The sequence below is a fragment of the Methylophilus sp. QUAN genome, assembly GCF_015354445.1.
Lineage (GTDB): Bacteria > Pseudomonadota > Gammaproteobacteria > Burkholderiales > Methylophilaceae > Methylophilus.
In genome coordinates this window covers 1,678,067-1,702,932 of sequence record NZ_JADKYT010000001.1, presented here as the reverse complement: position 1 = coordinate 1,702,932, position 24,866 = coordinate 1,678,067, and the positions used below count along the sequence as shown (strand labels likewise).

Sequence of the window (24,866 nt, the reverse complement as noted above, 5' to 3'; positions counted from 1 at the left end):
ATTAAGAGAACAGGCGTTTGGCGTGGCTGCTGCCAGGAGTGATTCCTTGTGCAGCCATGGCATTGGAGATGTTTTTCAGTTGCTGGCGAATCTTATCCAGTTGCGCATCACCAATGGCCTTGCGGTTCACATCAATCATGCTGGCACTTAAACTGCTCGCCATGCTGGCAGCAATCTCCACCATATGGTCAAACACATGCAAGCTATTAGGTGTGGTAGGAATATCCAGCTGGAAGGTAACGCCCGTCATCACAGCCGATTTCAGCATATCAGCCGAGAACGGTTTACCTTCGTAGTTACGCACAGAAAACTCAAGCTGGCCCTCAGTGTTGAAGAGCTCAAAGCGACCATCTACGCTGAGTTGCATGCCACATGCCTCGGCCAGGCCACGTAACTTGGTCGCATGAAACATGCCTTGATTAGCCAGCACATGAAATTCGACGGCTTTATCCACCTCAATACAAAACGCATCAATCGACTGCGATTGCACTGATGGCTCGTAACCGCCCTGCCAGTGCACGGTCAACCCCAGCGCACGCGCCAGGGTTTCCATCGACTTCTGGAAACGTTTAAGGGTTTCTTCATCTACGGGGCCACCACGGTCGGCCAGTTGCAAACTACAGGCAACCTGGCTAGCCGGGGTATGGTCTTGCAGTGCTTTGGCATCTAACGCCAAGACATCTTGCCAATCACCACTGATGGAGTTTTGTGCCCACAAGGTGGCATGCTGCGGAAAGGTTCTGACCTCAGCTTGCATATCCTCCAGCTCGACCAACATCACGCCCAGCGGTGCATCAATCAGCCCTACCCAATCCATCGCCGTATGCACGGCGTCTGGCAGCACAGAATCGTCTATGTGTGCAGGCATGGCGGACCCCCCTTCTGCTGCATCGTCAGGAAAATCTAACGCAGGTTGTTCAAAGGCTGATGCCGGAATGTCATCGAAAGATTGCGCGACCGGCGCACTTGCCTCAGGCTTGGCTGAAATCACAGGCTCAACTTTAGCCGCCTGGAAATTGGCAGGCTCAGCCTTGGCGGAAGACGTTTTTGCAGAGACAGCGGCTGCCGGTTCAGCAGGCTGCTTGTTTAAATTCAAACCGTTTTTATCGAACTTGGCGGTAGTCGCCGCATTGATTTTTGCTTTGGCAGACTCACCCACCGTGAAGTCTGGCTCGACCTTGGCAGACTGGCGCACGCGTGGCTCAGACATCCAGCCTTCGACGTCCTCTGAAACGACATGTTTATCGGTATTGGCTTTTTTAAGCGGCTCTTTTTTCAGGCTATCCGCTTTAGCAGCATCACTGGTTTTCGCAGCAGCAGCGTCGCTATCCAGCACATCACCACGGGTATGGCTAAAACGATATTCAACGTCTCTGCGATATTTTTTTTCCTGCCACCAGTTAAAAACTACCACTGCCAGAACGATGCTGACCCCAAGCAACACCAATATCATCCACAAATCAGACATGTGACCTTACAATCCTTAATAACGCTTGCATAATAATACAACAAAACTGGCATTAAGCCGCATGCATGCGTATCGCCTCGTCGATATCCACATCGACAATCCGCGATACGCCAGACTCCTGCATGGTGACCCCTATTAACTGTTGTGACATCTCCATCGTGATTTTGTTGTGCGACACAAACAGGAATTGGGTTTTTTCCGACATCACGCGTACCAACTGGCAGAAACGCTCAGTGTTACTGTCATCCAAAGGCGCATCCACTTCATCCATGAGGCAGAATGGTGCAGGATTTAATCTAAACAAGGCAAACACCAGCGCCATAGCTGTCAGTGCTTTTTCACCGCCAGATAACAATTGTATCGTGGTGTTCTTTTTACCTGGCGGCTGCGCAAACACCTGTACGCCGGTATCGAGGATCTCGTCACCAAGCAGCTCCAGTTTGGCATTGCCGCCATTGAACAAAGTCTGGAACAATTCACCAAAATTGCGGTTGGCCTCATCATAGGTCGCACGCAACTTGCCGCGCGTTTCCCTGTCGATTTTCTGGATCGCCTCTTCCAGCGTTTCACTGGCGGTCAGCAAATCTTTTAACTGGCTATCCAGATAACCCTTGCGCTCTTTTTCAACCGCCAACTCCTCAATGGCGGCCATATTAACCGCCCCCAATTGCTGTATCTGCTGCTGTAGCTTTTGGGTATTTTGCGCCAGTGCCTGTGCCTGGCTATCCAAGTCCAGGCCTTGCTGAATCAGCGTTTCGTCCAGACCAGTTTCAGCCAAAGCGGACTGACATTGCTCCACTTGCAGGCGACACTCCTGCTGTTTAAGGCGGCGTTGCTCTACGGCATCCCGCAGTGGATGCAATTGCTGCTCGATTTGCAAGCGATGCCGCTCTTGTACCTGTAATGCTGTTTCTTGCTCGGCAGACTGGTTTCGCGCTTGCGCAAGTGCCTGTTCACACGTGTGCTGCTGCGTCAAGGCGTGTGCGAGATTGGCCTTGAGCGCCTCCATATTGCTAATTGCCAGGGCCTGCTCAGTTTCAACCAGGCGATGCTGCAAGTTGTGGCTTTCCTGTTCATTTTGCGTCAATCGCTGCTGTAAATCAGCCACTGCATTTTTCAGTAAGGTTTGCTCAAACACTTGTGATTGATGCGCTTTTTCGGCCTGTTGCACCGTGTCGCGCAAATTAAAATAGCTTTGTTCGGCTTGCTGTTTTTGTGCCTGAGTTTCACGCGCACTTTGTTCCAGGTCAGCGATTTGCAATTGATGCTGGGTAATATTGGCTTGCGCCTGCGCGACCTCTTGACTGAGATCAAGCTGGCGCCCCTCGGCCTGCGTCATGTCTTGCTGCAAGGCAGTCTGCCGACGCAAGGCATTATCATGCGCCTGTTGCAGGCGAGAGACTTGCAGTTGCGCTTCGTGCATGCTGGCCGTGAGTTGTTTAATACGCTGGTGGCTTTGTTGCTGTTGCTGGCGAGTGCCCTGCAAGCTGGCCTCCAGCGATTGCACTTGCTGCTGCGCAGCTGTGACATCCCCTTGCGACTGGCTCAAACCTGCTTGCAGCGTATCCAGCTGCTGCTGACGCTCTAGCACGCCTTGCATTTGATTTTGGCGTCCATGAAAAACGGCACTATATCGCTGGTAAACATCGCCATTTTTGGTCAACAAGCTGATGCCTGCTGGCAGTTTTGGTTGATATTCCGCCAGCTGTTGCACGTTATCCAGTATATAAACCCCTGCCAGCCAGTGCTGCAAGGCTGCAGAGACTTCAGCCTGCTTAATCGTCAACAAGCTATACAAACTGGGCAAGCCCTGCCATTGCGCTGGCAAGGCCTCAGTCGCTACCGCTGCCTGTGCAACCGCCAACGCCGCTTGTGGATGCGGCAATTGCGACCAATCTGCGTGGGTTTCTGGCAATAGCGCATTTAATTTGTGGCCAAGAAACACTTCCAGGGCGGGCTGCCACTGGCTATCAAGCTGTATCGCCTGCCACAGGCGTGGCGCTGATTGCATGCCTGTTTTCTGCAGCCACGGGCCCAATTGCTGATCCTGCTTGATACTTTGCTGTAATTTTTGCAGCGACTGTATCTCAGCATCCAACTGATGCAGCGCGCGTTGTGCCTGTTGCCAGTGGCTGCGCGCCTGCTGCAATGCTTGTTGCTGTGTATTTTCTTCTGTGCGCCATTGGGTCAATTGCTGCTCTTCGTGTTGCAAGGCAGCTTGCTGTTCCGCCAGCTGTTGCTGATGCGCGCCCAACGCCTGCATATCCGGCAAGGCCCACTGCCCCAGCTCATTCTGCAATTGCTGCAAACGTTGTGCGACTTCAGCCAGGTTACGCTGGATAAAATTCACATTATTCTGTTCCAGTTGCATATGCTGGCGGCTTTGCTGTACCGCTTGCTGTGCCTGGTTCGCCGCCTGCTGCACCACCTGCAATTGACTAGCCTGCTCAGGCAAGCCTTGCTGCATGGCCTGCAAATCCAGCGCATGCTGCTCTACAGCACCTTGCGTCGTGATCAATGCCGTATTTTTTTCTGCCAACTGCAATTGAAGCTGCTTCTGTTGCTGCGCCCTATGCTCCATCTGCCGCAATAATTGCTGCTGCTCTTGCAACAAGCGATCCCGTGCCTCTTCAGATTGCTTCACCTGCAGCCCAAGATTGGACACCTGCGAATTCGCCTCGTAGAAGGCTGCCTGCGCCGCGTGTAACTGGTTAGCCGTTTCCTGATGCTGCTGGCGCAACTGCTCAAGTTGCAGTTCGTGGTTGCGCAAGCTGGCCATTTGCCCCTCCAGCGCATTCACGGCCTGCTCAACCGCCTGTGAAGCGGTTTCATGTGCCAGCACGGCATCGCGTTTGCGTAACCACCACCATTGCGCTTCGGCCAATTGGTGTGCCTGCTGCAAAGCCTGAAATTTTTGCGTCACCAGCGCCTGTGCTTCCAGCTTGATAATTTGCTTGTTCATTTCACGCGAAATATCTTCTACGCGTTCAAGATTTTCACGCGTATCCCGCAAACGCAGCTCGGTCTCACGCCGACGCTCTTTATATTTGCTGATGCCGGCGGCCTCTTCCAGAAACACGCGCAACTCTTCTGGCCTGGCTTCAACGATCCGTGAAATGGTGTTTTGGCCGATGATGGCATAGGCACGGCCACCGAGGCCGGTGCCCAAAAATAAATCGGCAACATCGCGTCGCCGCACGGCGATATTATTGATGTAATAGGTAGAGCCCTTGTCGCGCTCAATCACCCGCTTGACGGAGATTTCGGCGTATTGACTCCACTCACCATTGGCACCGCCCAGGCTGTTATCAAAAATCAGCTCGACACTGGCGCGGGAGATCGGTTTACGGTTAGCGGATCCGTTAAAAATAACGGCATCCATGGCGTCGGCACGCATTTCTTTGGCCGAAGACTCCCCCAACACCCAGCGTACAGACTCCATGACATTTGATTTGCCACAGCCGTTCGGCCCCACCACGCCCACACGTTGCCCATGCAAATGTATGGTGGTCGGATCGACAAAAGACTTGAACCCCGCCAGTTTTAAATGAGTCAGACGCAAAGTAAGAAAACCGCTTATAAGAATTTGAATGGTTGCTTAAGCGGTATAATACCCATTTTTATCAAGAAACAACCAACAAACATGAGTGCAATGAACGAACATTTACTCGGTGGCAAGCCAACGGCCCAAGCAGCAAAGACGCTGGAGACTTTTGACAACCCAAATCCCAACCGCGATTTTCATATTCACATGGAAGTACCGGAATTCACCTGCCTGTGCCCGAAAACTGGCCAACCTGACTTCGCGGTGATTTACCTGGACTACATTCCTAACAAATTGTGCGTGGAATTAAAAAGCCTGAAACTGTATATGTGGTCATTCCGTGACGAGGGCTGTTTCCATGAAGCCGTGACCAACCAGATCCTGGATGACCTGGTCAGCGCCATTGATCCGAAATTCATGCGTGTCACTGCCAAGTTTTATGTGCGGGGCGGCATCTTTACCAATGTCGTAGCAGAACATCGCGCCGCTGGTTGGCAGCCACAGCCCTATGTAGAGTTATCGCAATTTTCCGCACAAAGTAATATCCGCGGATAAAAAAGACTTAAGAGTCACCAGCCCGGCCCTGCCGGGGTTTTTATTGCCATGTGATATCACGCAAGAATCTCACATGTCTTTGATGCGCTCAGGGGCATCTCGCAATATGAATACGCATAAAAAGCCTCACATTAAGTGAGGCTTTTTATTTCAACTGACAATTCAGGACTACTTTTTTCTAGCGACAATGATGCCAATCAGCCCTAAACCCATGGCAATTAAGCTCATGCTTTCGGGTTCTGGTACAGAGAGTGGCTCAGAGGCTGCATAAGCCGCCATTGAAGTCAGCAGACCTGCAAGTAAGGTTATTTTCGATAGCATATTTATTTCCTTCTATTTTTATGAATGCCGAATCCCATCATGGGTACACGTTAATTGCATTAACGTTCGATGAGCCTTAAATCTTTAGCGCCGATTTCAACGATTTGCTGGATGTCAGCTTGAGATATCCCCTCTGACAGAGCAGCAATACGAATAATTTATCCCGCACGTAGAAATCACGAGGACTTTTCGTATGACCTTGCTAGTGAGATGGTATTAAGAAATAAAATAGATTTTTCGCATATGTGCGATACATAAGCACATATGGGTTTTCTACATTATTGAATTTACTGCTAGAAATCACTGAGTGATTTTTGGCGTCCCCACGGGGATTCGAACCCCAGGTCGCCTCCATCTCACTGTTTTTAAAAGAAAAAGTAAAATGGAAAAATACGCCAATTTCTAAATATTAAGGTACACCAGAAGGCACACCCTTTAATAGTTAAAGCGACATAATACCACCTCGTTGTTTCTTCTCAAATTGATATTCATCTCGATTGTTACCAGTCACTAAGTGTGAGTCAGTTAATTGACCGCGAGTTAAAGCAAAAATAAATTCCCAAAAAAATAAAAATTCCCATATTGGGAGTATTTACTTTTTTTGTGGTGCGCATATAATGCTCCCAAAACGGGAGTTTATGAATGAAAATAATCGGTCGTTGTAAGGTTCATCAGGAAGGATTGAGTGCACGCTTAAATAATTGGCTTGCAGAGATTAGTCATGCACATTGGAAAATCCCCTCAGAGGTGAAAAATCATTTTCCTTCTGTTACACATATTGATCCAAACAAATTTATTTACCCAGTGGCAGATAAAAAAATGGCAGTTGAATTTCTAATACATTTCCCACATGGGATCGTATTAATAACAAACATAATAATAAATTAAGGTTCGGGGGAAAAATGCAAGAAGCTAAGGTAATCAAAACAGAAGAGCAGTATCACTGCTATCTAGATGACATTCAGGAGTTAATGTCCAAAGGCCAAAGCCTTACCTCCGAAGAATCGGACAGATTAGAAATATTAACTGTACTGCTAGAGGTTTACGAAAATAATAAATATCCAATTGAGGTGCAAGACCCTATTGAGGCTATTCAATTTCGCATGGCTGAAAAAGGATTAAAGCAAGCAGATTTAATTCCATACTTTGGTACAAGCGGCAGAGTTTCCGAAGTTTTGAATAAAAAAAGAGAACTCACTGTGCCTATGATCAAGGCTCTATCAGTTGGGTTAGGAATTTCATCAGATACCCTACTTGGGCTAAATTTTAATGACAATTTAGAGGCAAGAAACGAATCAATAAATTGGGATAAATTTCCTATTACAGAAATGGCAAAGCGTGGTTGGATTGAAAAGATCAAAACTGGAACGAAAAATTCAGTTGAAGATTTAGTCAAAAACTTCATATCAGATGCTGGATTACAGTTTGGTTCTGCTTCATTCAGAAGAACACTCGCAGGTGAGGCAAAATCTCCAACGACAACTTATGCATTATACGCTTGGTTGGCTAGAGTAATTTTAAAAGCGCGGAGTAAAAAAGAATCTCTAGGTAAATTTGATCCTGAAAATTTATCTAGTTCGTTTTTGAGAGATGTTGCTCAATTTAGCTGGTCTGATAATGGGCCGATGATGGCCGTGGAGTTTCTTGAAAAACATGGAATTGCGGTGATATTTGAACCTCATTTAAAGGGCACGTTATTGGACGGTGCTGCCTTGAAAGATTTGGATGGCACCCCCATTATAGGAATTACGCTTAGATATGATCGACTAGACAACTTCTGGTTCACTTTACTGCACGAATTGGCACATGTATGGAAGCATCTGGATGTTGATACCGCGTTTTTAGATGACAATGAAAGTTCGTCAGAAGATAGGCGTGAAATTGAGGCAAACAGATTAGCTAAAGAAGCATTTATTCCTAGACTAATATGGAAAAGAAGTGATGTCGTAGCAACATCATCAAGAGAATCAGTTTTAAGGTTATCAAAAGAATTAAAAATACATCCAGCAATAGTGGCTGGGAGGCTTCGTAAGGAAATCGGCAACTACCAAATATTTAATGATCTTCTTGGACACGGCGTATTGCGTCCAATCTTTTTTAACAATCTGATTAGCAATTAGAGGTGCAAAGATGGACAAAATTTACATGCCAATTCTGAAGGCAAAAGACAGCGAGTTTAAAGCTTTGGAGTTCACTAGGGAAAATGTTAGTAATAGAATTGTCCCTTTGTTTGATATTTCTGACCCTAATACAAACCTAAAAGGTTATATAAAATCAGAGACACCTAAATGTGATTACATCAATAAAATAGTCAAAAAAATTGCTAAATATAGACAGAATCTTCCCGTTTTATTTGATGGTCATGGCTGGTTTGATAATACATACACGGAAACAAATGAGCATGTTTATACTTACATGTATAGAAAACTTGCTGAAGCTGGATCAAGACCAATCCCAGTAGTGGGGTATGATCGGTGGGAGCTGCCCGACTATAAACAGGCTGTCAAAAGCGTTAATAACAGGGGCGCATGTTTAATCCGGCTTGATAGTTATGCATTTGAAGATGCTTCTGATCCCGACTATTTTCTAACCCACATAAATGATATTTTATTCGAGCTCAAAGTGTCTGCTAATAACTGCGCTTTGTATTTGGATTTCGGGGATTTAAGTAATTCCAGTATTTTAGATATTACAGAGATTGCTTCAAACATTCTTGAGTTAACAAGCCACTATGAGTTCAAGTTTTATATAATTGCAGGTTGCTCGATGCCCTCTTACATTAATGGAGCAGTAAAAAATCCTGATTCGGCATCAACACTTCTCAGAAAAGAAGCAATTGCCTGGAAGGCAATGAGGGGAAACTTCCCTAAATTGAATGTCATATTTGGCGACTACGGTGTAAGGGGGCCAAACTCTGCACCTCCAGGTACGAAAGCTAAGGATATGAATGGAAAATTACGTTATACAATCCAGAATGAGCTTTTTGTATCCCGTGGTCACCCACAAACGGCACCGGACAAATGGAGGCAAATGGTTCAGGTATGCGATAGAGTTGTTAAGTCAGGATATTTTATTGGCCCAAGCTTTAGTTGGGGAGATAAATATTTATATGACTGCAGCATAGGCGAAGCTCACCCAGGTGGGGCAGGTTTATGGATTGCCGTTGATACTAACCATCACATGGCGTTTGTAGTTTCTGAAATTACAGAAGAGTTAGCGAAGACTTTACCAGTTGCAGCATAGGCGATTTAAACATGTTGCTTAGCAATTAGCATTGAGCCCCGAAAGGGGCTTTTTATTTCACATTTCTTATATAACTGCTAAGTATTCAAATTTAATCTTTGTATGAGGATATAAATTATTTCTTGAACAGAAATTGTTTAATTTCCTCTAAAGCTTTTTTGTTTTTTGATCATATCGTGATTGGTGTTTGAGCCAACCTTAGATATTGATAAAGGGTCTCCCTAGACAAGCCATATTCCCTGGCTAGAGCGGCTCTATTCTTTCCTTGGTTTGCTTTATCCTTCTCTACCATCTGCAAAGCTTGGGCAGAGCTTAGAGACTTTTTTCGTCCTACGTAAACACCATTTGCCTTCGCTATGGCTATTCCTTCGCGCTGCCTCTCTTTAATCAGAGACCGTTCAAACTCAGCGAAAGCCCCCATAACAGACAACATAAGTTTTGACATAGGTGAGTCTTCACCAGTGAATATCATGCTCTCCTTTACAAACTGGACAGTCACCCCTTTATCAGTGAGTCCTTTAACAATCCCTCTAAGGTCGTCTAAGTTACGTGCAAGCCGATCCATTGAATGAACAATAAAAGTATCACCCTTACGGATGTGCTTTAATGCTGCCTGTAGCTGCGGCCTAAAAGTATCTTTGCCGCTTGCTTTGTCTATAAATGTTTCATCCAAATGGAAGCCTTTAAGCTGTTCTTCTTGTCGACTTGTGTTTTGATCAAGTGTGGAAACGCGAATATAGCCAACCACTTGGCCTTTGTAGTTTGTTGTCATTGCGACTCTCCTTAAACAAAAAGTGTCAGGATAGATTCTAAGGCATCATTTTCAAAGTGTCAAATAATAGTCAAAACCACTCCAAGCTGACACATTATTCAGCAACACAAATCGTCAGTTTAGGATATACCTTAAATTGACAGTAGATGTATATTAAGCACAAAGTTTCATCAGTTTGTTTCTTATCTGGTGCGAAGGAATGGCAATACCTAAAAGCTACAATAATTCCTGAGCTCGTTAAAGAAAAAAGACTACCTCAAATCTCTCTCCTTTATAAGCTAGACTGCTATCTAGTAGCAGATCAACTTATGCTTTGTTGTATTTAATGAAAGTTATTTTTAATATTATTTAATTAAATGAAAATAATCATTAAACTATCAGTTAGCATGGATAATTGTGAATATCATTTTTATCTGCACGTGTTAGTTTTTAGCGTGAATTGAGGGTGAAGTTACCCAGTGAAAGGGATTTTATGAACAACTTAGAGATTACAAATTTATCTCAATTGCCAGGTGAGGTATTAAGCACTAAAGAAGTCGCTAAATCTCATGAATTTAATCAGTAATTTTTATATTTCTTAATCAGTCGATTGTAATAGATTGCCCAACTCAATCTACATTGAGTGTGATTAAGAGTGAACGAAGCCTCCAATAAGTATATTCAATGTGGGGTCATCTCAGAAAACGGAAAATAAAGCACGCTAAGGCATAGCCGGGCTTGCGCCACCTTGTAGCGACGCAATCAACGGGCAAGAAACATTTCCCTGCCGCAGGTGGCAAGCGCAAACAAGTTCGGACAGCACCGACTCCATACGTGCCAAGTCGGCAATCTTCTCGCGCACGTCCTTGAGCTTGTGTTCCGCCAGGCTGCTGGCTTCCTCACAGTGGGTGCCGTCGTCTAGCCGCAGCAGCTCTGCGATCTCGTCCAGGCTGAAGCCCAGCCGCTGGGCCGATTTCACGAACCGAACCCGCGTTACATCCGCCTCGCCATAGCGGCGAATGCTGCCATAGGGCTTGTCCGGCTCGGGCAGCAATCCCTTACGTTGATAGAACCGGATGGTCTCTACATTGACCCCTGCGGCCTTGGCAAAAGCGCCAATGGTTAGATTCTCCAAAATAGTTTGCATATCGCTTGACTCCGTACATGACTACGGTAGTAATGTTACGCTATCTATTACGAATTCAAAAGGATAAACGCATGTCGGAACCACAAAACGGGCGCGGCGCGCTCTTCGCTGGCGGACTTGCCGCCATCCTCGCCTCTACCTGTTGCCTTGGGCCGCTAGTCCTGGTCGCTTTGGGATTCAGCGGTGCCTGGATCGGCAATCTGACGGTGCTGGAACCGTACCGCCCGCTCTTCATCGGCGCAGCACTGGCGGCGCTGTTCTTCGCTTGGCGGCGTATCTATCGCCCGGCGCAAGCCTGCAAGCCGGGCGAGGTCTGCGCGATTCCACAGGTGCGCACCACCTACAAGCTAATTTTCTGGATCGTGGCTGCGCTGGTATTGGTCGCGCTCGGCTTTCCCTATGTCATGCCATTTTTCTATTAATCAGGAGTTCACCATGAAAAAATTATTTGTCTTCCTCGCCCTTGCCGCCGTCATTGCCCCTGTGTGGGCTGCCACCCAAACCGTCAAGTTGGCGGTGCCGGGCATGACTTGCGCCTCATGCCCAATCACTGTCAAGAAAGCGCTCTCCAAAGTCGAGGGCGTGAGCAAGACCGACGTGAACTTCGACAAGCGTGAGGCCGTCGTCACCTTCGACGATGCCAAGACCAGCGTCCAGAAACTGACCAAGGCGACCGAAGATGCGGGCTATCCGTCCAGCGTCAAGCAGTGAGCCATTGAACCAGAACCGGGAGCGACATCATGGGTTTGATTACACGCATCGCAGATAAAACCGGAGCACTCGGCAGTATTGTTTCCGCGATGGGCTGCGCGGCCTGCTTTCCGGCCATCGCCAGTTTCGGTGCGGCCATCGGGCTGGGCTTTCTAAGCCAATACGAGGGCCTGTTCATCAGCCGACTGCTGCCGCTGTTTGCCGTGCTCGCTTTCATCGCGAACGCGCTTGGCTGGCTGAGCCATCGCCAGTGGCACCGCAGTCTGCTTGGCATGGTCGGGCCGGTCATCGTGCTCGTCGCTACGTTCACCATGGCGGAGAAACTGCTCTATGTCGGTCTGGCCGCCATGTTAGCCGTGTCGATTTTGGATTTCGTTTCGCCGGCACATCGCCGTTGCGGGCCAGACGGCTGCGAACTGCCACCTAAACGCGGCTGACGGCAACGACCGTCGCCAACAACAGAAAAGGAAAATCGAATGACCACCCTAAAGATCACCGGCATGACCTGTGACTCGTGTGCTACACACGTCAAGGAAGCCCTGGAGAAAGTGCCTGGCGTGCAGTCTGCCATTGTGTCCTACGCCAAGGGTGCAGCGCAGCTTGCCCTTGACCCCGGCACCTCGCCAGAGGCGCTGACTACCGCCGTGGCCGGACTCGGTTACAAGGCAACGCTCGCTGATACCCCGCCGACGGACAACCGCACCGGGCTGCTCGACAAGGTGCGCGGCTGGATGGGAGCCGCCAACAAGGGCAGCGACGGCGAGCACCCGTTGCAGATCGCCGTGATCGGCAGCGGCGGCGCGGCGATGGCGGCGGCGCTGAAGGCCGTCGAGCAAGGCGCAAAGGTCACGTTGATCGAGCGCGGCACCATCGGCGGCACCTGCGTCAATGTCGGCTGCGTACCGTCCAAGATCATGATCCGCGCTGCCCATATTGCCCATCTGCGCCGAGAAAGCCCATTCGACGGCGGCATCGCGGCGACTGAACCGGCGATTGACCGCAGCAAACTGCTGGGCCAGCAGCAGGCGCGCGTCGATGAGCTGCGCCATGCCAAATACGAAGGCATCTTGGACGGCAACCAGGCCATCACCGTGCTGCACGGTGAAGCCCGTTTCAGGGACGCACAGAGCCTTGCCGTCCGTTTGAACGATGGCGGCGAGAGCGTGGTGGCGTTCGACCGCTGCCTGGTCGCCACGGGTGCCAGCCCGGCCGTGCCGCCGATTCCGGGCTTGAAAGAGTCGCCCTACTGGACTTCGACCGAGGCTCTGGTCAGCGACACCATTCCCGAACGCCTAGCCGTGATCGGATCTTCTGTAGTGGCGCTGGAACTGGCGCAAGCCTTCGCCCGGCTGGGCAGCCAGGTCACGATCCTGGCGCGCAGCACGTTGTTCTTCCGCGAAGACCCTGCCATCGGCGAGGCCATTACGACCGCCTTCCGCGCCGAAGGGATCAAGGTACTGGAACACACACAAGCCAGCCAGATTACGCACACGGATGGCGAATTCGTGCTGACCACGGCGCACGGCGAAATACGCGCCGACAAGCTGCTGGTCGCTACCGGCCGCGCACCGAACACGGCCAGTCTAACGCTGGAAGCGGCGGGGGTCGCTGCCAACGCGCAGGGGGCCATCGTCATCGATAAAGGCATGCACACCAGTAACCCGAACATCTACGCCGCCGGCGACTGTACCGACCAGCCGCAATTCGTCTACGTGGCGGCGGCGGCTGGTACCCGTGCGGCCATCAACATGACGGGTGGTGATGCAGCCCTTGATCTGACCACCATGCCAGCGGTCGTGTTCACCGATCCGCAGATCGCCACCGTAGGCTACAGCGAGGCGGAAGCGCACCACGATGGCATCGAGACTGATAGCCGCCTGCTCACGCTCGACAACGTGCCACGCGCGCTCGCTAACTTCGACACGCGCGGCTTCATCAAGCTGGTCATCGAGGAAGGTAGCGGACGGCTCATCGGCGTGCAGGCAGTCGCCCCGGAAGCGGGCGAACTGATCCAGACAGCCGTTCTCGCCATCCGCAACCGCATGACCGTGCATGAACTGGCTGACCAGTTGTTCCCCTACCTGACGATGGTCGAGGGGCTGAAGCTTGCAGCGCAGACCTTCTCAAAAGATGTGACGCAGCTTTCGTGCTGTGCAGGATGAAAGGAGAAGGCTATGAAACCCACCCGCTACATCACCGAGATTGTCGAAAGTCTCGCGCCGGCCAATCGGCCCGAAGGTTTTGGGGATCTGTTTGTCGCGCTGCTGCGTGAACTGGTCAAGGGGCGTCCGGTTTCGCGAACGACGCTTGCCGTGAGTCTCGACTGGCCCGCTGAGCGAGTGGCCGCCGTGCTCGAACAGGCCACCAGTACTGAATACGACAACGATGGGAACATCATCGGGTATGGCCTCACCTTGCGCGAGACTTCGCATGTCGTCGAAATTGACAGCCGCCGTCTGTATGCCTGGTGCGCGTTGGACACCTTGATGTTTCCGGCGCTAATCGGCCGTACGGCCCGCGTCTCGTCGCATTGCGCTGCAACCGGAGCACCCGTTGCGCTCACGGTCACGCCCGACGAGATACGGGATGTCGAACCGGCCCACGCCGCAGTGTCACTGGTACTTCCGCAGGCAGCGGCCGACATCCGTCAGTCCTTTTGTTGTCATGTGCATTTCTTTGCATCTGCCCTCACGGCGGAAGATTGGGCCTCCGAGCATCAAGGAGTAGAGATCGTAAGCGTCCAAGAGGCTTTCGGCTTGGGCCGGAAGCTTAATCGACATCTGTTGCAAACCATTCCATCGAGAACACCGTGATCGGATATCGACCCAATGTCCCACGGCGCCGGCATCGGACTCGCGGCGCGGATTGAACTCGGCGAAACGGTACGTGCATTGCCGCGAACCAACCAAAAGGAGGTGTGCGATGAATGCCTACACGGTGTCCCGTCTGGCCCATGATGCCGGCGTGAGCGTGCATGTCGTGCGCGACTATATGCTGCGTGGGTTGTTGCGGCTGGTGGAACGCGCCGCAGGCGGCTACGGCTTGTTCGATGCGGATGCTTTGTAGCGGCTGTGCTTCGTGTGGGCTGCCTTTGAAGCGGGTATCAGCCTCGACATGCTGACACGGCTGTGTCGGGCACTGGATGCCGCAGACAGCGATAAAGCGGTGGCGCATCTTGCTGATCTGCGCCTGAAATTTCCAGTCGTACGTATGTGAGTACATTAGAGCGTGGCTTATACTCGCCTACAGTCGAAAAAGTGGATGCAATAGCAAAAGTAATTGGTATACATCCCCTCACGTTATTAACGTTATCCTACCTGATTGCAAGTAATGACACAGATCCGACTAAGGTTTTAAATCAAATACAAATTGAATTGAATCAATTTCTTTCCTGAGTTCTTTTTCCGCCCCAATTACTCCGCAAAGTTTTTCGTGCATGCAACCATGCCTCAGCACGCAATAACATCGGCCAAATCAATACAGGGTTTGTTTTAATCAAATGATTGGTTTTTTGATAAGGTTCGAGTTGTGTGTTGGTGAAGCCTTCTGGACTATGTAGTAACAAAAGTAAGCTATCAATGATTTCGTCATCATTTACTACCATATTCTGCTGAGCAAGTAAGTTCGCTACGTGCGGCCTTCTATCCAGTAACCATTTAAAAATGTTGTGCGATGGGATTAAAGTTGGTGAGCTGAAACCGCTTTCATGAAACTCCCATATTTCTCTACTTAACGTCGACTTTATGAACTCATCGAAAAAGGGTTTCTGACGCTTACTCTCTTTGTAATTTGCTGAGGGTGAGTTTTCTGACAATTCATTTTTAGCACTTAATACAACAGGAGAATGTTTATCGCCGGCAGTATGCGATGAACATATCAATCTTCCAGGCACAGGTTGCCTCCAGCAGTATTTACAGGTATTGAATACATCGAATTTTCGATTATTTGAATAACGAACCTCATCACTTATTCTTATGTTCAAGTGCTCACATAGTAGTAAAAAATTACCGACCTCTACTGTTTCTTGACTAAGGAACTCTCTAGGAGGGTTCGTGGTGTATCTACAAATCAAATCAATACTTACACCAATATCTGCAAGCAAACCGGTTGGTTGTCCTCCACGAAAAATAATCTCCGGATAGGCCCAATGCAGCTCATCCCAAGTGACTTGTTTTAACTTACCCAAAATGTCTTTATCTGCTTCAGGCATCAGTGGCTGCAGATACTTTTTGATGAGCCCTAAAGCTAGGCTAGGTGTCACGGAATGGTCTTGTATATCCATTTTGATTGCTTTTAAAGCACAAGCAACAGTTGTACCTAACGTATTTTCAATTTGTTCGTCAGCAATATATAGCGGCATGGGGGCAAGTGTCCAAATTGGCCTGCATCTTTGAGTTAAGAAAATTCATACCATGATACATCGTGATATCTACGAATATGAAGGCAGACTATGGAAACTATGAATCTTAAGCAGGTAAGTCAGGTTCTAAAAATATCGGAAGCAACTGCGCGCAACAGGCTTAGTCTAGGACTTCCTATGCCGCCTTCATTTAAAGTTGGGCGACAACGCCTGTTTATAACTTTGGATTTTTATAAGTGGATACATGACCAATCAAACACCCCAAAAGATGGGGCATCAATTGTAATGGGAAAAAACTTAATAAAGGGGAATCAAGATGGACTGATATAACGATGTTTTGAGGCCTAGAAGTGCAAAAGCTTGGGTATAGACCCAAGCCTCTGACTTTCCAATCAAGATTGCCGCCTTGATGTTTACGGATATTGTCTACGCACTTTTATCGACTGTCAAGGTCGAGGCCCTTCTTTTATCTATTGAATAGGTAAATCAATCTCGAATCATATTCTGCCTACATCACCTTAGGCGAATCATCATGGGGAATAGAATGGCTTTAAAAGTAAATCAAATAAGAAATATTGTAAAACGCTTATGTGAGTCCAGCGATTTATCAAATCGTGAAATAGCTGCTAGAGAAAATGTTGCGCCTAACAGCGTCAATGTGATTGCAAAGCAATTACCTAATATTGCTTACTCTTGGAGTGAGTTGAAAGAATTAACCGATACAGAGTTTCTAGCCGCTTTTCGTGGAAATGATCAAGATAAAAAAAGTGATGATAATTACCCGAATTGGTTAGATTGGCATACAGATATCCAAAGTGATAAAGATGTAACCGTTAAATTGCTCTGGGAAGAGTGGCATGAGGAAAATCCTGAAGGTATTTCATATTCTCATGCAGCGCGTCTTTATTTAAAGTGGGTTAAAAAACAGCGCATCAGTATGAGGAAGATTAATCTTCCCGGTGAGAACAGTTATCTGGATTTTGCGGGTAGAAAAATCCGTATATACGAAAAAGATGGTCATACATGGCGAGATGCCGAAATATTTGTCGCCACTTTAGGAGCATCCAGCTATTCATTTTGCATGGCTGTCTGGACTCAATCCATTCCTGACTGGATTGAATGCAATGTGAAAGCATTAGAATATTTTGGTGGAGCGCCAAGGTTTTTAATTCCTGACAATCTAAAGTCAGCCGTTACAAAAAATACTCCTCAAACAATCATTATTAACCCAACATTCGCCGAATTCGCAGATCACTACGGAACTGTAGTGTTACCGGCCAGGGTTAGAAAGCCAAACGATAAAGGCCCCGTTGAGGTATCTGTGCAATTGATTCAGAGATGGATACTTGCAGCATTGCGTGATATCAAATTCTATTCTTTGGATGAGGCTAACGCTGGAATTAAAAGACTTCTTGAGATATTCAACAATAAAGAAATGAAGGCTTATAAAGCGTCTAGGCTCCAGAGATTCGAATTGTTAGATAAACCCGCGCTGAAAATGCTACCTCAAACCAGATACGCCTATGGGCTGTGGCGACTAAATGTTCGTGTAGGTGAAAACTATCATGTTTTGTATGAAGGGCATTACTACTCTGTCCCACATGTGCTCCGACATTCATTCGTCGACGTTCGTGCCGGCAGCAAAACTCTAGAGTTAATGCATAACGGGAAACAGGTCGCTATTCATATCATTAGTACTGTATCCGGTGGCTACACAACAGAAAAGCATCATATGCCAGCATCACATCAGCAATATGCGGATGGCGGTGTGGATAAACTTATTGAATGGGCGCGAAAGGTTGGAGAGTCAACCGAAAAAGTATTTGGTCAGCATTTGACTGAAAGTCGCCATCTTCCAAACGGTATTCGCACTGCAAAAGCCATACAGAAATTGGGAATTCAACATTCATCGGAGCGATTAGAAGAAGTATGTGAATACGCTCTAAAAATTAATTCCATCACCCACAGCAGCATCTTATCCATTTTCAGAAGCAAGGTGGATAAAAGAAATATGGACGATATTGGTACAGAGAAACATGGGCACCACATCAATATCCGTGGCGGCGACTACTATAAATTAGGGAGAAATTAAGCATGATGACACAGCAATTGTTGGGGAAACTTAAAGATTTAAAATTAACAGGAATGGCCGAGGCATTGTCTTCAAATTTTGACAAGCCAGCATTTCATGGTTTAAGTTTTGATGAACAGATGGGAATATTGATCGATTGCGAGTTATCTTCCCGTGATACGAAAAGAATGAGCAGATTACTGAGCTTGGCAAAATTTAGGTATCCAAATGCATGTTTGGAGAATTTAGATTATCGAACAACTAGAGGGTTGGATAAAAATCTTTTCTCCGTACTAGCCGCATGCGACTGGGTTCGCAAAGGGGCTCACATAGTCATTGATGGGGCTACCGGAACGGGTAAAAGCTGGGTGGCCTGTGCGCTTGGAATGCAAGCGTGTAGAAATGGTTTTTCCGTTATCTATAGAACATCCAGTCAATTAGCAGAAGAAATTATCCTGGCAATTGAGAATGGCTCGCTCCCTTTACTGAAAGCCAAGTATATTAAGGCATCTATCGTAATGATTGATGATTTAGGAATCATGCCTTTCGATCAAAAAATAGCTCGCGCGCTGCTGGATATCGTTGATGAAAGAGAAAGACTGGAGACAGGTTCCTTTGTAATTACCAGTCAGTATCCACCAGAGAGATGGCACGCTTTTCTGGGAGATCCAACTACAGCGGATGCTGTGATGGATCGGTTAGTACATACCGCTCATAGTATTAGTCTTAAAGGCGAATCTTTAAGGAAACAAAAGGCACCTAAAAAATAGCTATTATCATTAGGGACTGTTTTCCAGAGTAGTCCCTAATGACTGAACTTTTTTGTGAGATTGAGCAAAAATATGCCACTGATGAACTTTCCAATGCAATCACTGAGCAATTTTATGCAATCAATGATTAAATTAAATACCACTGGTGAGCAAATTAGATGAGATTGGGTGATTAAAACTCATGCGATTCCGCGATAATCACTTGTCGACCTTTATTTTTGTTACCTTCTAGTTTGCTTACTAACTTTTGAGCTTTTAAATGGGTGTACCGCTTTAGCATCGATAAAGATTTGTGGCCACTTATTGCGGCTATTTCCATCATCTCTAAAGTCCCCTTTTCGAATAGTCGAGAAATAGCCTCATGTCTCAAATCATGAAAGTGCAAATCTTCGATGCCCAGCTTCTGCAGCATGAACCTCCAAGTAGATTTAATACCGAACTTTGTATAGCCAAACACACGACCTTTACTTTTAACACCCATGCTAATCACTACATCACGCGCAGCAATTGATAGTGGTACATCACGCTTAGAACCATTCTTGGTTTCTGGGAGGTGAGCAATCCGTGATTTGAGATTTAGATGCTCCCATTTCAAATTGAGGATTTCGCCCTGACGCATAGCCGTTTCTAATGCAAAAACAACAATTGCGTACAAATCCTTATTTTTATGACTGTATGCATAACGGAGGATTAACTTTTCTTCTCTGGCAGTTAGGCGACGCTCTCTACCCGGTGAGGGTTTTGGTTTTCGTACATTTGTGACTGGGTTGCCTTCACAGTATCCCCATTCAATTCGGCAGATATCGAATACAGAGCTCAATAGCGATAATTCAAGTCGAACCGAGGCAGGGGAGAGTGCCTTCTTTGTCCTGGGATTGATTTCTGACAATCTCAAGTCACGATACTCTGCAATATCGACACTTGTGATTTTGTGGGTGGGTTTGTTACTTAGTTCGGATCTACATAACTGCTCGATTCGGTAACGCTCCTGCTCAAAGCCTTTTTTGAGAATCGAAACTGTATTTTTGTATTTCTGGAGTGCTACCTTAAACAGAACTGTCTTCATCTTTAATTTGCGCCAACTCAACTTCTAACATGGCTGCAAATTCAGAAAAAGATGTGTGCATTGTCTTACAGAGAATACATGCGGTATCGATTGTCGGGGAGTTCTTGCCTAACTCAATCATAGAGACATAGGTACGGTCTAAACCACTGCGAAATGCAACGGCCTCCTGCGTTAAACCTGTTTTTTTCCTTAAAGCGCGGAAAACATTCCCGACAGCTTGTCTTTCCTGTGACATTGCAGCCCCTCATTCGCTGCAATATACATAGGTACTTCGATTACTTCCTCCGAGTATACTCGGAATTATGACAATCAAAATTTGCTTATTCCATAATCTCCTATATATTCATGGAGTTACAAAAGCAAAGTTACATAACAACGAATTTATGAGTCTATTTAATCTTGCTTCATAAACTTTATTAAAGAGACTATATGTCTATGAGCCTACTTAGATTCTTTGTTAGAAAAACTCAGCCTGATGTCGATGACTATCAGCCTAAAAACGTGCGCACTATCGAGAAAGAGATTGAGGTAAATAGATATCCTCCATTCGATAGAGGGTTTCCTATTGATCCTGTAGACAAAATCATCCAGTCTCAGTCTTACCTGATCGACAAGATAAAAGTTGCCATGGGGTTCTCCGATAGTGACTTTGATAAGCTTGTATTGCCAGTAATTCAGAACTACGCTGAGTACGTTCATTTGCTTCCGGCGACAAGCAAGGAGCACTTTAAAGGGGCTGGCGGGTTGTTTAGGCTCGGGTTAGAAGTGGCTTTTCTATCTCTTCAATCTGCTTCAGGAATTATTTTTTCTGGTAGAGAGAACAGCGATAAAAGACGCGTGTTACAACCAAAATGGTGTTATGCCACATTCGTTGCAGGTTTATGTGTCGAGCTTTATAGGCCAATTACATCGCTCGTAGTAGTGGATGATGAAGGTAACGAGTGGCCGCAATTGTTGACGCCATTGGTTAAATGGCTTCATGCAAATCAAATAAATCGATATTACGTTCGCTGGAATGAGTCCATAAATGGCATTGACGCCGTACAAAGACAATCAAACGCGGCTTACCTCTTAAATCAAATCATTCCACAACACTGCCTACAGTATATGAATGCTGAGGGTGGGCATGTCATTACAGCTATGACTGCAACGATTACTGGAGCTGCGCGCCCAAACACGGGTAATCACCTCTACGACATTGTCATGCGGTCGTATGAAAAGTGCGTAACCAATGACATCAAGTCGAATCCAGAGTTGTACGGTAAATTCACGCTTGGCGCACATATGGAACCGCACATCATTGACGCTATGCGGTCGTTGTATGCTCAAGGTGATTGGAAGGTGAATCAGAAAGGTTCGAGACTTTGGTATTCCGAAGATGGATTGTTCTGCATATGGGAGCCTGCTGCCAAAGACATTAGAAAGTTCATGAAAGAAAGAAAGCTTACAGGCATACCAGAAAGCCAGGAAACGCTTGCAGAAATTCTCATGAATGCAGGGATTATCTTTCCAAATCGGTCCGGTGGCCCATTATGGGAGATTGTGCTACCTGGTACAGGAAAATTAATGGCGTCGGTGAGATTTGCTGATGTTTCAATATTGATGTTGGCCGAAACTGACAAACCCATCAAGTATTCCTTTATTGATGGTCGATCTACAGAGCCCGAGCAATCACAGCCAACTCCTGTAACCGTAACATCTGAAAATAAAGAGGCGCCTGTAGCATCAGCTGAAGCAGCAACAGAACCGATAATAGATTCCAAAGCGCCGGTAACCGAGGATAAACGGGAAACCCCGACGACCGAAAAGCAAATTAGCAACACTAAACAGCCTCAACAGACACCAAAAGAACCTGCGCAGGACAGTGGCACGCAATTGGTTCCAAACACAGGCCGCTCTGAATTATTCGAAACTTTGTCAGAAGATTCAAAACTTCTAATTGGTGCTTTATTGGATGACTATTTGGAAGGGTCCTCCGATTTTCCAATATTTTATTGTGATGATGGCTTCGCAATTAGCGTGGATGAATTCAGGAGCAAAGGTCAGTCCGAGATTCCGGTTTTGAAAGAAATCGGAAATCGTGCCAATGGTAAGAGATGGCTAGTTACCAAACCTGGATCTTCCAAACAAACAATAACTATCAAACATCGTGGCCAAGAAATCGAGTGTTTTGTACTAAGCGCTTCAATTGCCAAAGGTTTGGGTTTTATAGAGAGAGGTAAAAAGTGACAAACAATATAATGCCTTGGCGACCAGTTTATGAAACCTACGCTGCTGTAGCGTGGTTTATTCTCTGTCCGATCTACATTTTTATTTGCTTCTCATACAATCTCCCGTTTTCAGCGATTGTCATCGGCGCCTGCATTGTCTTGGCCATGGCATCAGTACGCTTTTTACAGGCATGGAAAATCTGGGAAATTCGATTGTCTCTGGAGGGAACACCACCTCGCTCAATTAATCCCGCAGTTCTGGCCAAACACTCCAAGGATAATATGGATTCGCGTTGGCTTGGCATGGGATTCGACTGGCTGCCGGAGCATACGCAACGCATATATGATTTAAAGAAAATCGACCCGAAGATGTTTTACGCACCCAAAACATTTAGGCTTGTTGTTCAAAAGCTCGAAGGTACTCCAATTCAATCAGTGCCTGTGAGTATAGGTGTACCTTGGATTCAGGGCATTGAGCCTAACATCAAGGGTGTATTTGCCCCATATGAGGTTTTCTATGGCCACACACTTATCTTTGGCACTACTGGTGCCGGCAAGACACGCCTGAACGAACTTCTGGTGACGCAAGATATTCATCGTGGCAACGTGGTCATTCAAATCGATCCAAAAGGTGACAAAGCACTAGAAAATAGAATGCGGATTGAATGTGAGCGTGCAGGGCGTCGATTTATCAAGTTTCATTTAGCCTTTCCACGTGACAGTGTACGCTTCGACACTTTGAAAAACTTCAACAGGCCAACAGAATTTGCAAGCCGCATTTCTTCTCTAATTCCATCTGAAACCGGTGGCGATGCATTTACTGCTTTCGCCTGGAACGTGTTGAACTCAATCAACCTCGGCCTATTGGAAATTCAGGAAAAGCCAAGTCTTACTAAGATTCGTCGGTACGTAGAAGGCGGGGTAGAGCCTTTGCTTGAACAGGTAATGATCTCTTGTTTCTCAAAAGGGAACCCTAATTGGGAAGTTATGGCCAGGCGGTATGTGACAAATCAACAAAAAGATATTTCTCGCCCTGCAACAAGCACTGAACGAGTTAAAGGATATCTTGCCTATTACAACAGTGAATTGGTACAGAATGGTATTACGTTTGACGTTATTGATGGCTTAGTCACCATTTTTGAACATGATGCTGCTCACTTCGGCAAGATGGTTGCAAACCTTAACCCAATATTGTCAATGCTTACATCTGGCGAACTGGGAAAAATGCTTTCGCCAGACTATGATGATGAGAATGACACACGGGATATATGGGATTTCGAGAAGATAATCCAGTCTGATTGCTGTGCTTATTTTGGTTTAGACTCTCTTTCAGATTCAACTGTATCAAGCGCTGTAGGTTCTCTGCTGCTGTCTGATGCAGCATCCGTTGCAGGTGCTTTGTACAACTTTGCTGATGGTGCCCAGAAAAAAATTTCGTTGTTTGTCGACGAAGCTTCAGAAGTAGTAAACCCGCCATTTGTGACAATTCTGAACAAAGGTAGAGGGGCTGGTTTCATGTGCTATGTGTTTACTCAGACCAAATCAGACTTCGAAGCGAAGTTAGGAAGTGTCTCTGCGTCTAGACAAATGCTTGGCAACTTTAACAATCTGATAACATTACGCCTGAGAGATGGGGACACACAAGAGTATATTCGCGAAACATTTGAAGAGCATTACGTAACAAGCAAGACTCTCTCGCAGGGCGCAGGCTCATCAAGTGATGAAAACCTGGCAGCCTATGCAGGTAAGATAAGCGAAACAAAGACTTCAAAACTAGAGAAAGCAATTCCGCTAGACCTTCTGGGGAAACTGCCAAACTTCCATTACATCGCATCAGTAGGGGGTAGGGTGGTTAAGGGTGAATTTCCTTTACTCAAATAAAATGCATAACTATATGAATAAGCTGCCTGGAACCACTAAAACCTACGACCTAAAGTCGATTATGGATACTGCCACGACAAATACCTGGTATATCGATCCCGACGACCTTTCCTATGCCTTCAAATTATCAAACTTTAAAGAAGTAATAGCCGAATCACCAGAAAAAACAGTTGAAAGATCAGCAACTAAATTAGGCATCAAGGATGACCTAGAGCAAATCTTTTTCGAGTGGCCTTTTTTAGTTGAGCCTACGCAAAATTTGGCGGCCTACTTTACGTTATTCTTTCCATCAGAATCAGGGGTGCCACTTTTTGATGTCTGTCTAAAATCTGCAGTGGAAATGTATACCACTGCAAAAGAGAAATCCTTTTCTGAACCAGACGGTGAAGACCATGTGGTTTTGGTTCAAGCATATGTAACTGGATTATCGAATAACATCCATGAGATTCTTGGACACAATATTTTCGGACTGGTAGAGGACAAGGGATGGGAGTGTTGGAGAACGCTGAGCTCACCAGTCAGTAAATGGCTAAGATCATCGGATTTTCAACAACTTCTCATCGTACCTAATACCATTATTTCCAAAGAAGAAGCTCTTTTAAGTAGAGTTCACCTGGTGCATCAAATATTCAGCTACCACTTTCTTAAGACAATCAAATTTGATTGGGAAAAGATTATCAAACAACAAGTTTTTAGGTAATTTATTAGATTATGCAAAACAGAAGAACATGAATCCTATGCCTAGCATAGGATTTTTTTTGCCTATAG

Annotated in this window: 24 protein-coding genes and 1 pseudogene; 17 read left to right on the top strand and 8 right to left on the bottom strand. The window is 46.6% G+C overall.

Translation table 11 applies throughout. From position 1 onward, the window contains the following. Position 1 precedes the first annotated feature (1 nt). Together INP79_RS08590 and smc are read right to left on the bottom strand one after the other, a co-directional pair. Positions 2–1,468, bottom strand: coding sequence for a cell division protein ZipA C-terminal FtsZ-binding domain-containing protein (locus INP79_RS08590; RefSeq protein ID WP_194753757.1), 1,467 nt, complete (start codon positions 1,466–1,468; stop codon positions 2–4). 52 nt (positions 1,469–1,520) lie between these two features. After that, a complete protein-coding gene (gene smc / locus INP79_RS08585; protein WP_194753756.1) occupies positions 1,521–5,030 on the bottom strand; it encodes a chromosome segregation protein SMC in 3,510 nt (1,169 codons plus the stop codon). A gap of 90 nt (positions 5,031–5,120) precedes the next feature. On the opposite strand from smc, the gene queF reads away from it, so the two are divergent. After that, a complete protein-coding gene (gene queF, locus INP79_RS08580; RefSeq protein WP_019882272.1) occupies positions 5,121–5,567 on the top strand; it encodes a preQ(1) synthase in 447 nt (148 codons plus the stop codon). Positions 5,568–5,735: 168 nt separating this feature from the next. On the opposite strand, the gene INP79_RS08575 is transcribed toward queF, so the two are convergent. After that, complete coding sequence (locus INP79_RS08575; protein WP_194753755.1) at positions 5,736–5,888, bottom strand: PEP-CTERM sorting domain-containing protein; 153 nt, start codon at positions 5,886–5,888, stop codon at positions 5,736–5,738. Between the two features lie 642 nt (positions 5,889–6,530). On the opposite strand from INP79_RS08575, the gene INP79_RS08570 reads away from it, so the two are divergent. Genes INP79_RS08570 through INP79_RS08560 form a run of 3 tightly spaced genes read left to right on the top strand, consistent with a single transcriptional unit; the run spans position 6,531 to position 9,131 of the window. Next, positions 6,531–6,776, top strand: coding sequence for a type II toxin-antitoxin system HigB family toxin (locus INP79_RS08570; RefSeq protein ID WP_194753754.1), 246 nt, complete (start codon positions 6,531–6,533; stop codon positions 6,774–6,776). Positions 6,777–6,790: 14 nt separating this feature from the next. Beyond that, positions 6,791–8,008: an ImmA/IrrE family metallo-endopeptidase gene (locus INP79_RS08565; protein WP_194753753.1), complete on the top strand. Its 1,218-nt coding sequence runs from the start codon at positions 6,791–6,793 to the stop codon at positions 8,006–8,008. A 10-nt stretch (positions 8,009–8,018) separates the two neighbouring features. After that, positions 8,019–9,131, top strand: a complete 1,113-nt coding sequence (locus INP79_RS08560) for a beta family protein (RefSeq protein ID WP_194753752.1) — start codon at positions 8,019–8,021, stop codon at positions 9,129–9,131. Between the two features lie 169 nt (positions 9,132–9,300). Here the strand turns inward: INP79_RS08560 and INP79_RS08555 are convergent, their stop codons facing one another. Continuing rightward, the gene (locus tag INP79_RS08555) at positions 9,301–9,903 is read right to left on the bottom strand and encodes a recombinase family protein (RefSeq protein ID WP_194753751.1); all 603 of its coding nucleotides are present in this window, start codon (positions 9,901–9,903) and stop codon (positions 9,301–9,303) included. 700 nt (positions 9,904–10,603) lie between these two features. Beyond that, positions 10,604–11,029: an Hg(II)-responsive transcriptional regulator gene (gene merR / locus INP79_RS08550; RefSeq protein ID WP_194753578.1), complete on the bottom strand. Its 426-nt coding sequence runs from the start codon at positions 11,027–11,029 to the stop codon at positions 10,604–10,606. 71 nt (positions 11,030–11,100) lie between these two features. Between merR and merT the strand changes: the two genes are divergently transcribed. The 7 genes and pseudogenes from merT (at position 11,101) to INP79_RS15655 (ending at position 15,135) form a co-directional block, all read left to right on the top strand. Next, a complete protein-coding gene (gene merT, locus INP79_RS08545; RefSeq protein ID WP_194753750.1) occupies positions 11,101–11,451 on the top strand; it encodes a mercuric ion transporter MerT in 351 nt (116 codons plus the stop codon). Positions 11,452–11,464: 13 nt separating this feature from the next. Further along, positions 11,465–11,740, top strand: coding sequence for a mercury resistance system periplasmic binding protein MerP (gene merP, locus INP79_RS08540; RefSeq protein ID WP_194753576.1), 276 nt, complete (start codon positions 11,465–11,467; stop codon positions 11,738–11,740). 29 nt (positions 11,741–11,769) lie between these two features. After that, positions 11,770–12,177: an organomercurial transporter MerC gene (gene merC / locus INP79_RS08535; RefSeq protein WP_194753575.1), complete on the top strand. Its 408-nt coding sequence runs from the start codon at positions 11,770–11,772 to the stop codon at positions 12,175–12,177. 39 nt (positions 12,178–12,216) lie between these two features. Then, positions 12,217–13,902, top strand: coding sequence for a mercury(II) reductase (merA, locus tag INP79_RS08530; protein WP_194753574.1), 1,686 nt, complete (start codon positions 12,217–12,219; stop codon positions 13,900–13,902). A gap of 12 nt (positions 13,903–13,914) precedes the next feature. Next, positions 13,915–14,553: an organomercurial lyase MerB gene (gene merB, locus INP79_RS08525; protein ID WP_194753573.1), complete on the top strand. Its 639-nt coding sequence runs from the start codon at positions 13,915–13,917 to the stop codon at positions 14,551–14,553. A gap of 109 nt (positions 14,554–14,662) precedes the next feature. Beyond that, positions 14,663–14,929 (top strand): annotated as a pseudogene (merD, locus tag INP79_RS08520) (mercuric resistance transcriptional repressor MerD); the annotation flags it as partial. 23 nt (positions 14,930–14,952) lie between these two features. After that, a complete protein-coding gene (locus INP79_RS15655) occupies positions 14,953–15,135 on the top strand; it encodes an XRE family transcriptional regulator (protein ID WP_370583238.1) in 183 nt (60 codons plus the stop codon). Here INP79_RS15655 and INP79_RS08510 read toward each other — a convergent pair. Beyond that, a complete protein-coding gene (locus tag INP79_RS08510; RefSeq protein ID WP_194753572.1) occupies positions 15,120–16,100 on the bottom strand; it encodes a hypothetical protein in 981 nt (326 codons plus the stop codon). The genes INP79_RS15655 and INP79_RS08510 overlap by 16 nt on opposite strands. 90 nt (positions 16,101–16,190) lie before the next feature. Here INP79_RS08510 and INP79_RS08505 point away from each other — a divergent pair, with 90 nt between their 5' ends. The 3 genes from INP79_RS08505 to istB all read left to right on the top strand — a co-directional run bounded on the left by INP79_RS08505 (position 16,191) and on the right by istB (position 18,941). Then, positions 16,191–16,430 (top strand): hypothetical protein, encoded by a 240-nt coding sequence (locus tag INP79_RS08505; protein WP_194753571.1) that lies wholly within the window; start codon positions 16,191–16,193, stop codon positions 16,428–16,430. A 214-nt stretch (positions 16,431–16,644) separates the two neighbouring features. Further along, the gene (gene istA / locus INP79_RS08500) at positions 16,645–18,192 is read left to right on the top strand and encodes an IS21 family transposase (protein ID WP_194753570.1); all 1,548 of its coding nucleotides are present in this window, start codon (positions 16,645–16,647) and stop codon (positions 18,190–18,192) included. A 2-nt stretch (positions 18,193–18,194) separates the two neighbouring features. Continuing rightward, positions 18,195–18,941 carry an IS21-like element helper ATPase IstB gene (gene istB / locus INP79_RS08495; protein ID WP_194753569.1) on the top strand — a complete coding sequence of 249 codons (747 nt, stop codon included), beginning with the start codon at positions 18,195–18,197 and terminating at the stop codon, positions 18,939–18,941. 172 nt (positions 18,942–19,113) lie between these two features. On the opposite strand, the gene INP79_RS08490 is transcribed toward istB, so the two are convergent. Then, positions 19,114–20,007 (bottom strand): site-specific integrase, encoded by an 894-nt coding sequence (locus tag INP79_RS08490; protein WP_194753749.1) that lies wholly within the window; start codon positions 20,005–20,007, stop codon positions 19,114–19,116. Next, the gene (locus tag INP79_RS08485) at positions 19,988–20,242 is read right to left on the bottom strand and encodes a helix-turn-helix domain-containing protein (RefSeq protein ID WP_194753748.1); all 255 of its coding nucleotides are present in this window, start codon (positions 20,240–20,242) and stop codon (positions 19,988–19,990) included. Before INP79_RS08485 ends, INP79_RS08490 begins: the two co-directional genes overlap by 20 nt. 194 nt (positions 20,243–20,436) lie before the next feature. Between INP79_RS08485 and mobH the strand changes: the two genes are divergently transcribed. Genes mobH through INP79_RS08470 form a run of 3 tightly spaced genes read left to right on the top strand, consistent with a single transcriptional unit; the run spans position 20,437 to position 24,798 of the window. Then, complete coding sequence (mobH, locus tag INP79_RS08480; RefSeq protein ID WP_194753747.1) at positions 20,437–22,236, top strand: MobH family relaxase; 1,800 nt, start codon at positions 20,437–20,439, stop codon at positions 22,234–22,236. Then, entirely contained in the window at positions 22,233–24,098 is a 1,866-nt protein-coding gene (gene traD / locus INP79_RS08475; protein WP_194753746.1) for a conjugative transfer system coupling protein TraD, read from the top strand. The genes mobH and traD overlap by 4 nt, the downstream gene beginning before the upstream one ends. A 13-nt stretch (positions 24,099–24,111) precedes the next feature. Beyond that, complete coding sequence (locus INP79_RS08470; protein WP_194753745.1) at positions 24,112–24,798, top strand: hypothetical protein; 687 nt, start codon at positions 24,112–24,114, stop codon at positions 24,796–24,798. Positions 24,799–24,866: the final 68 nt, after the last annotated feature.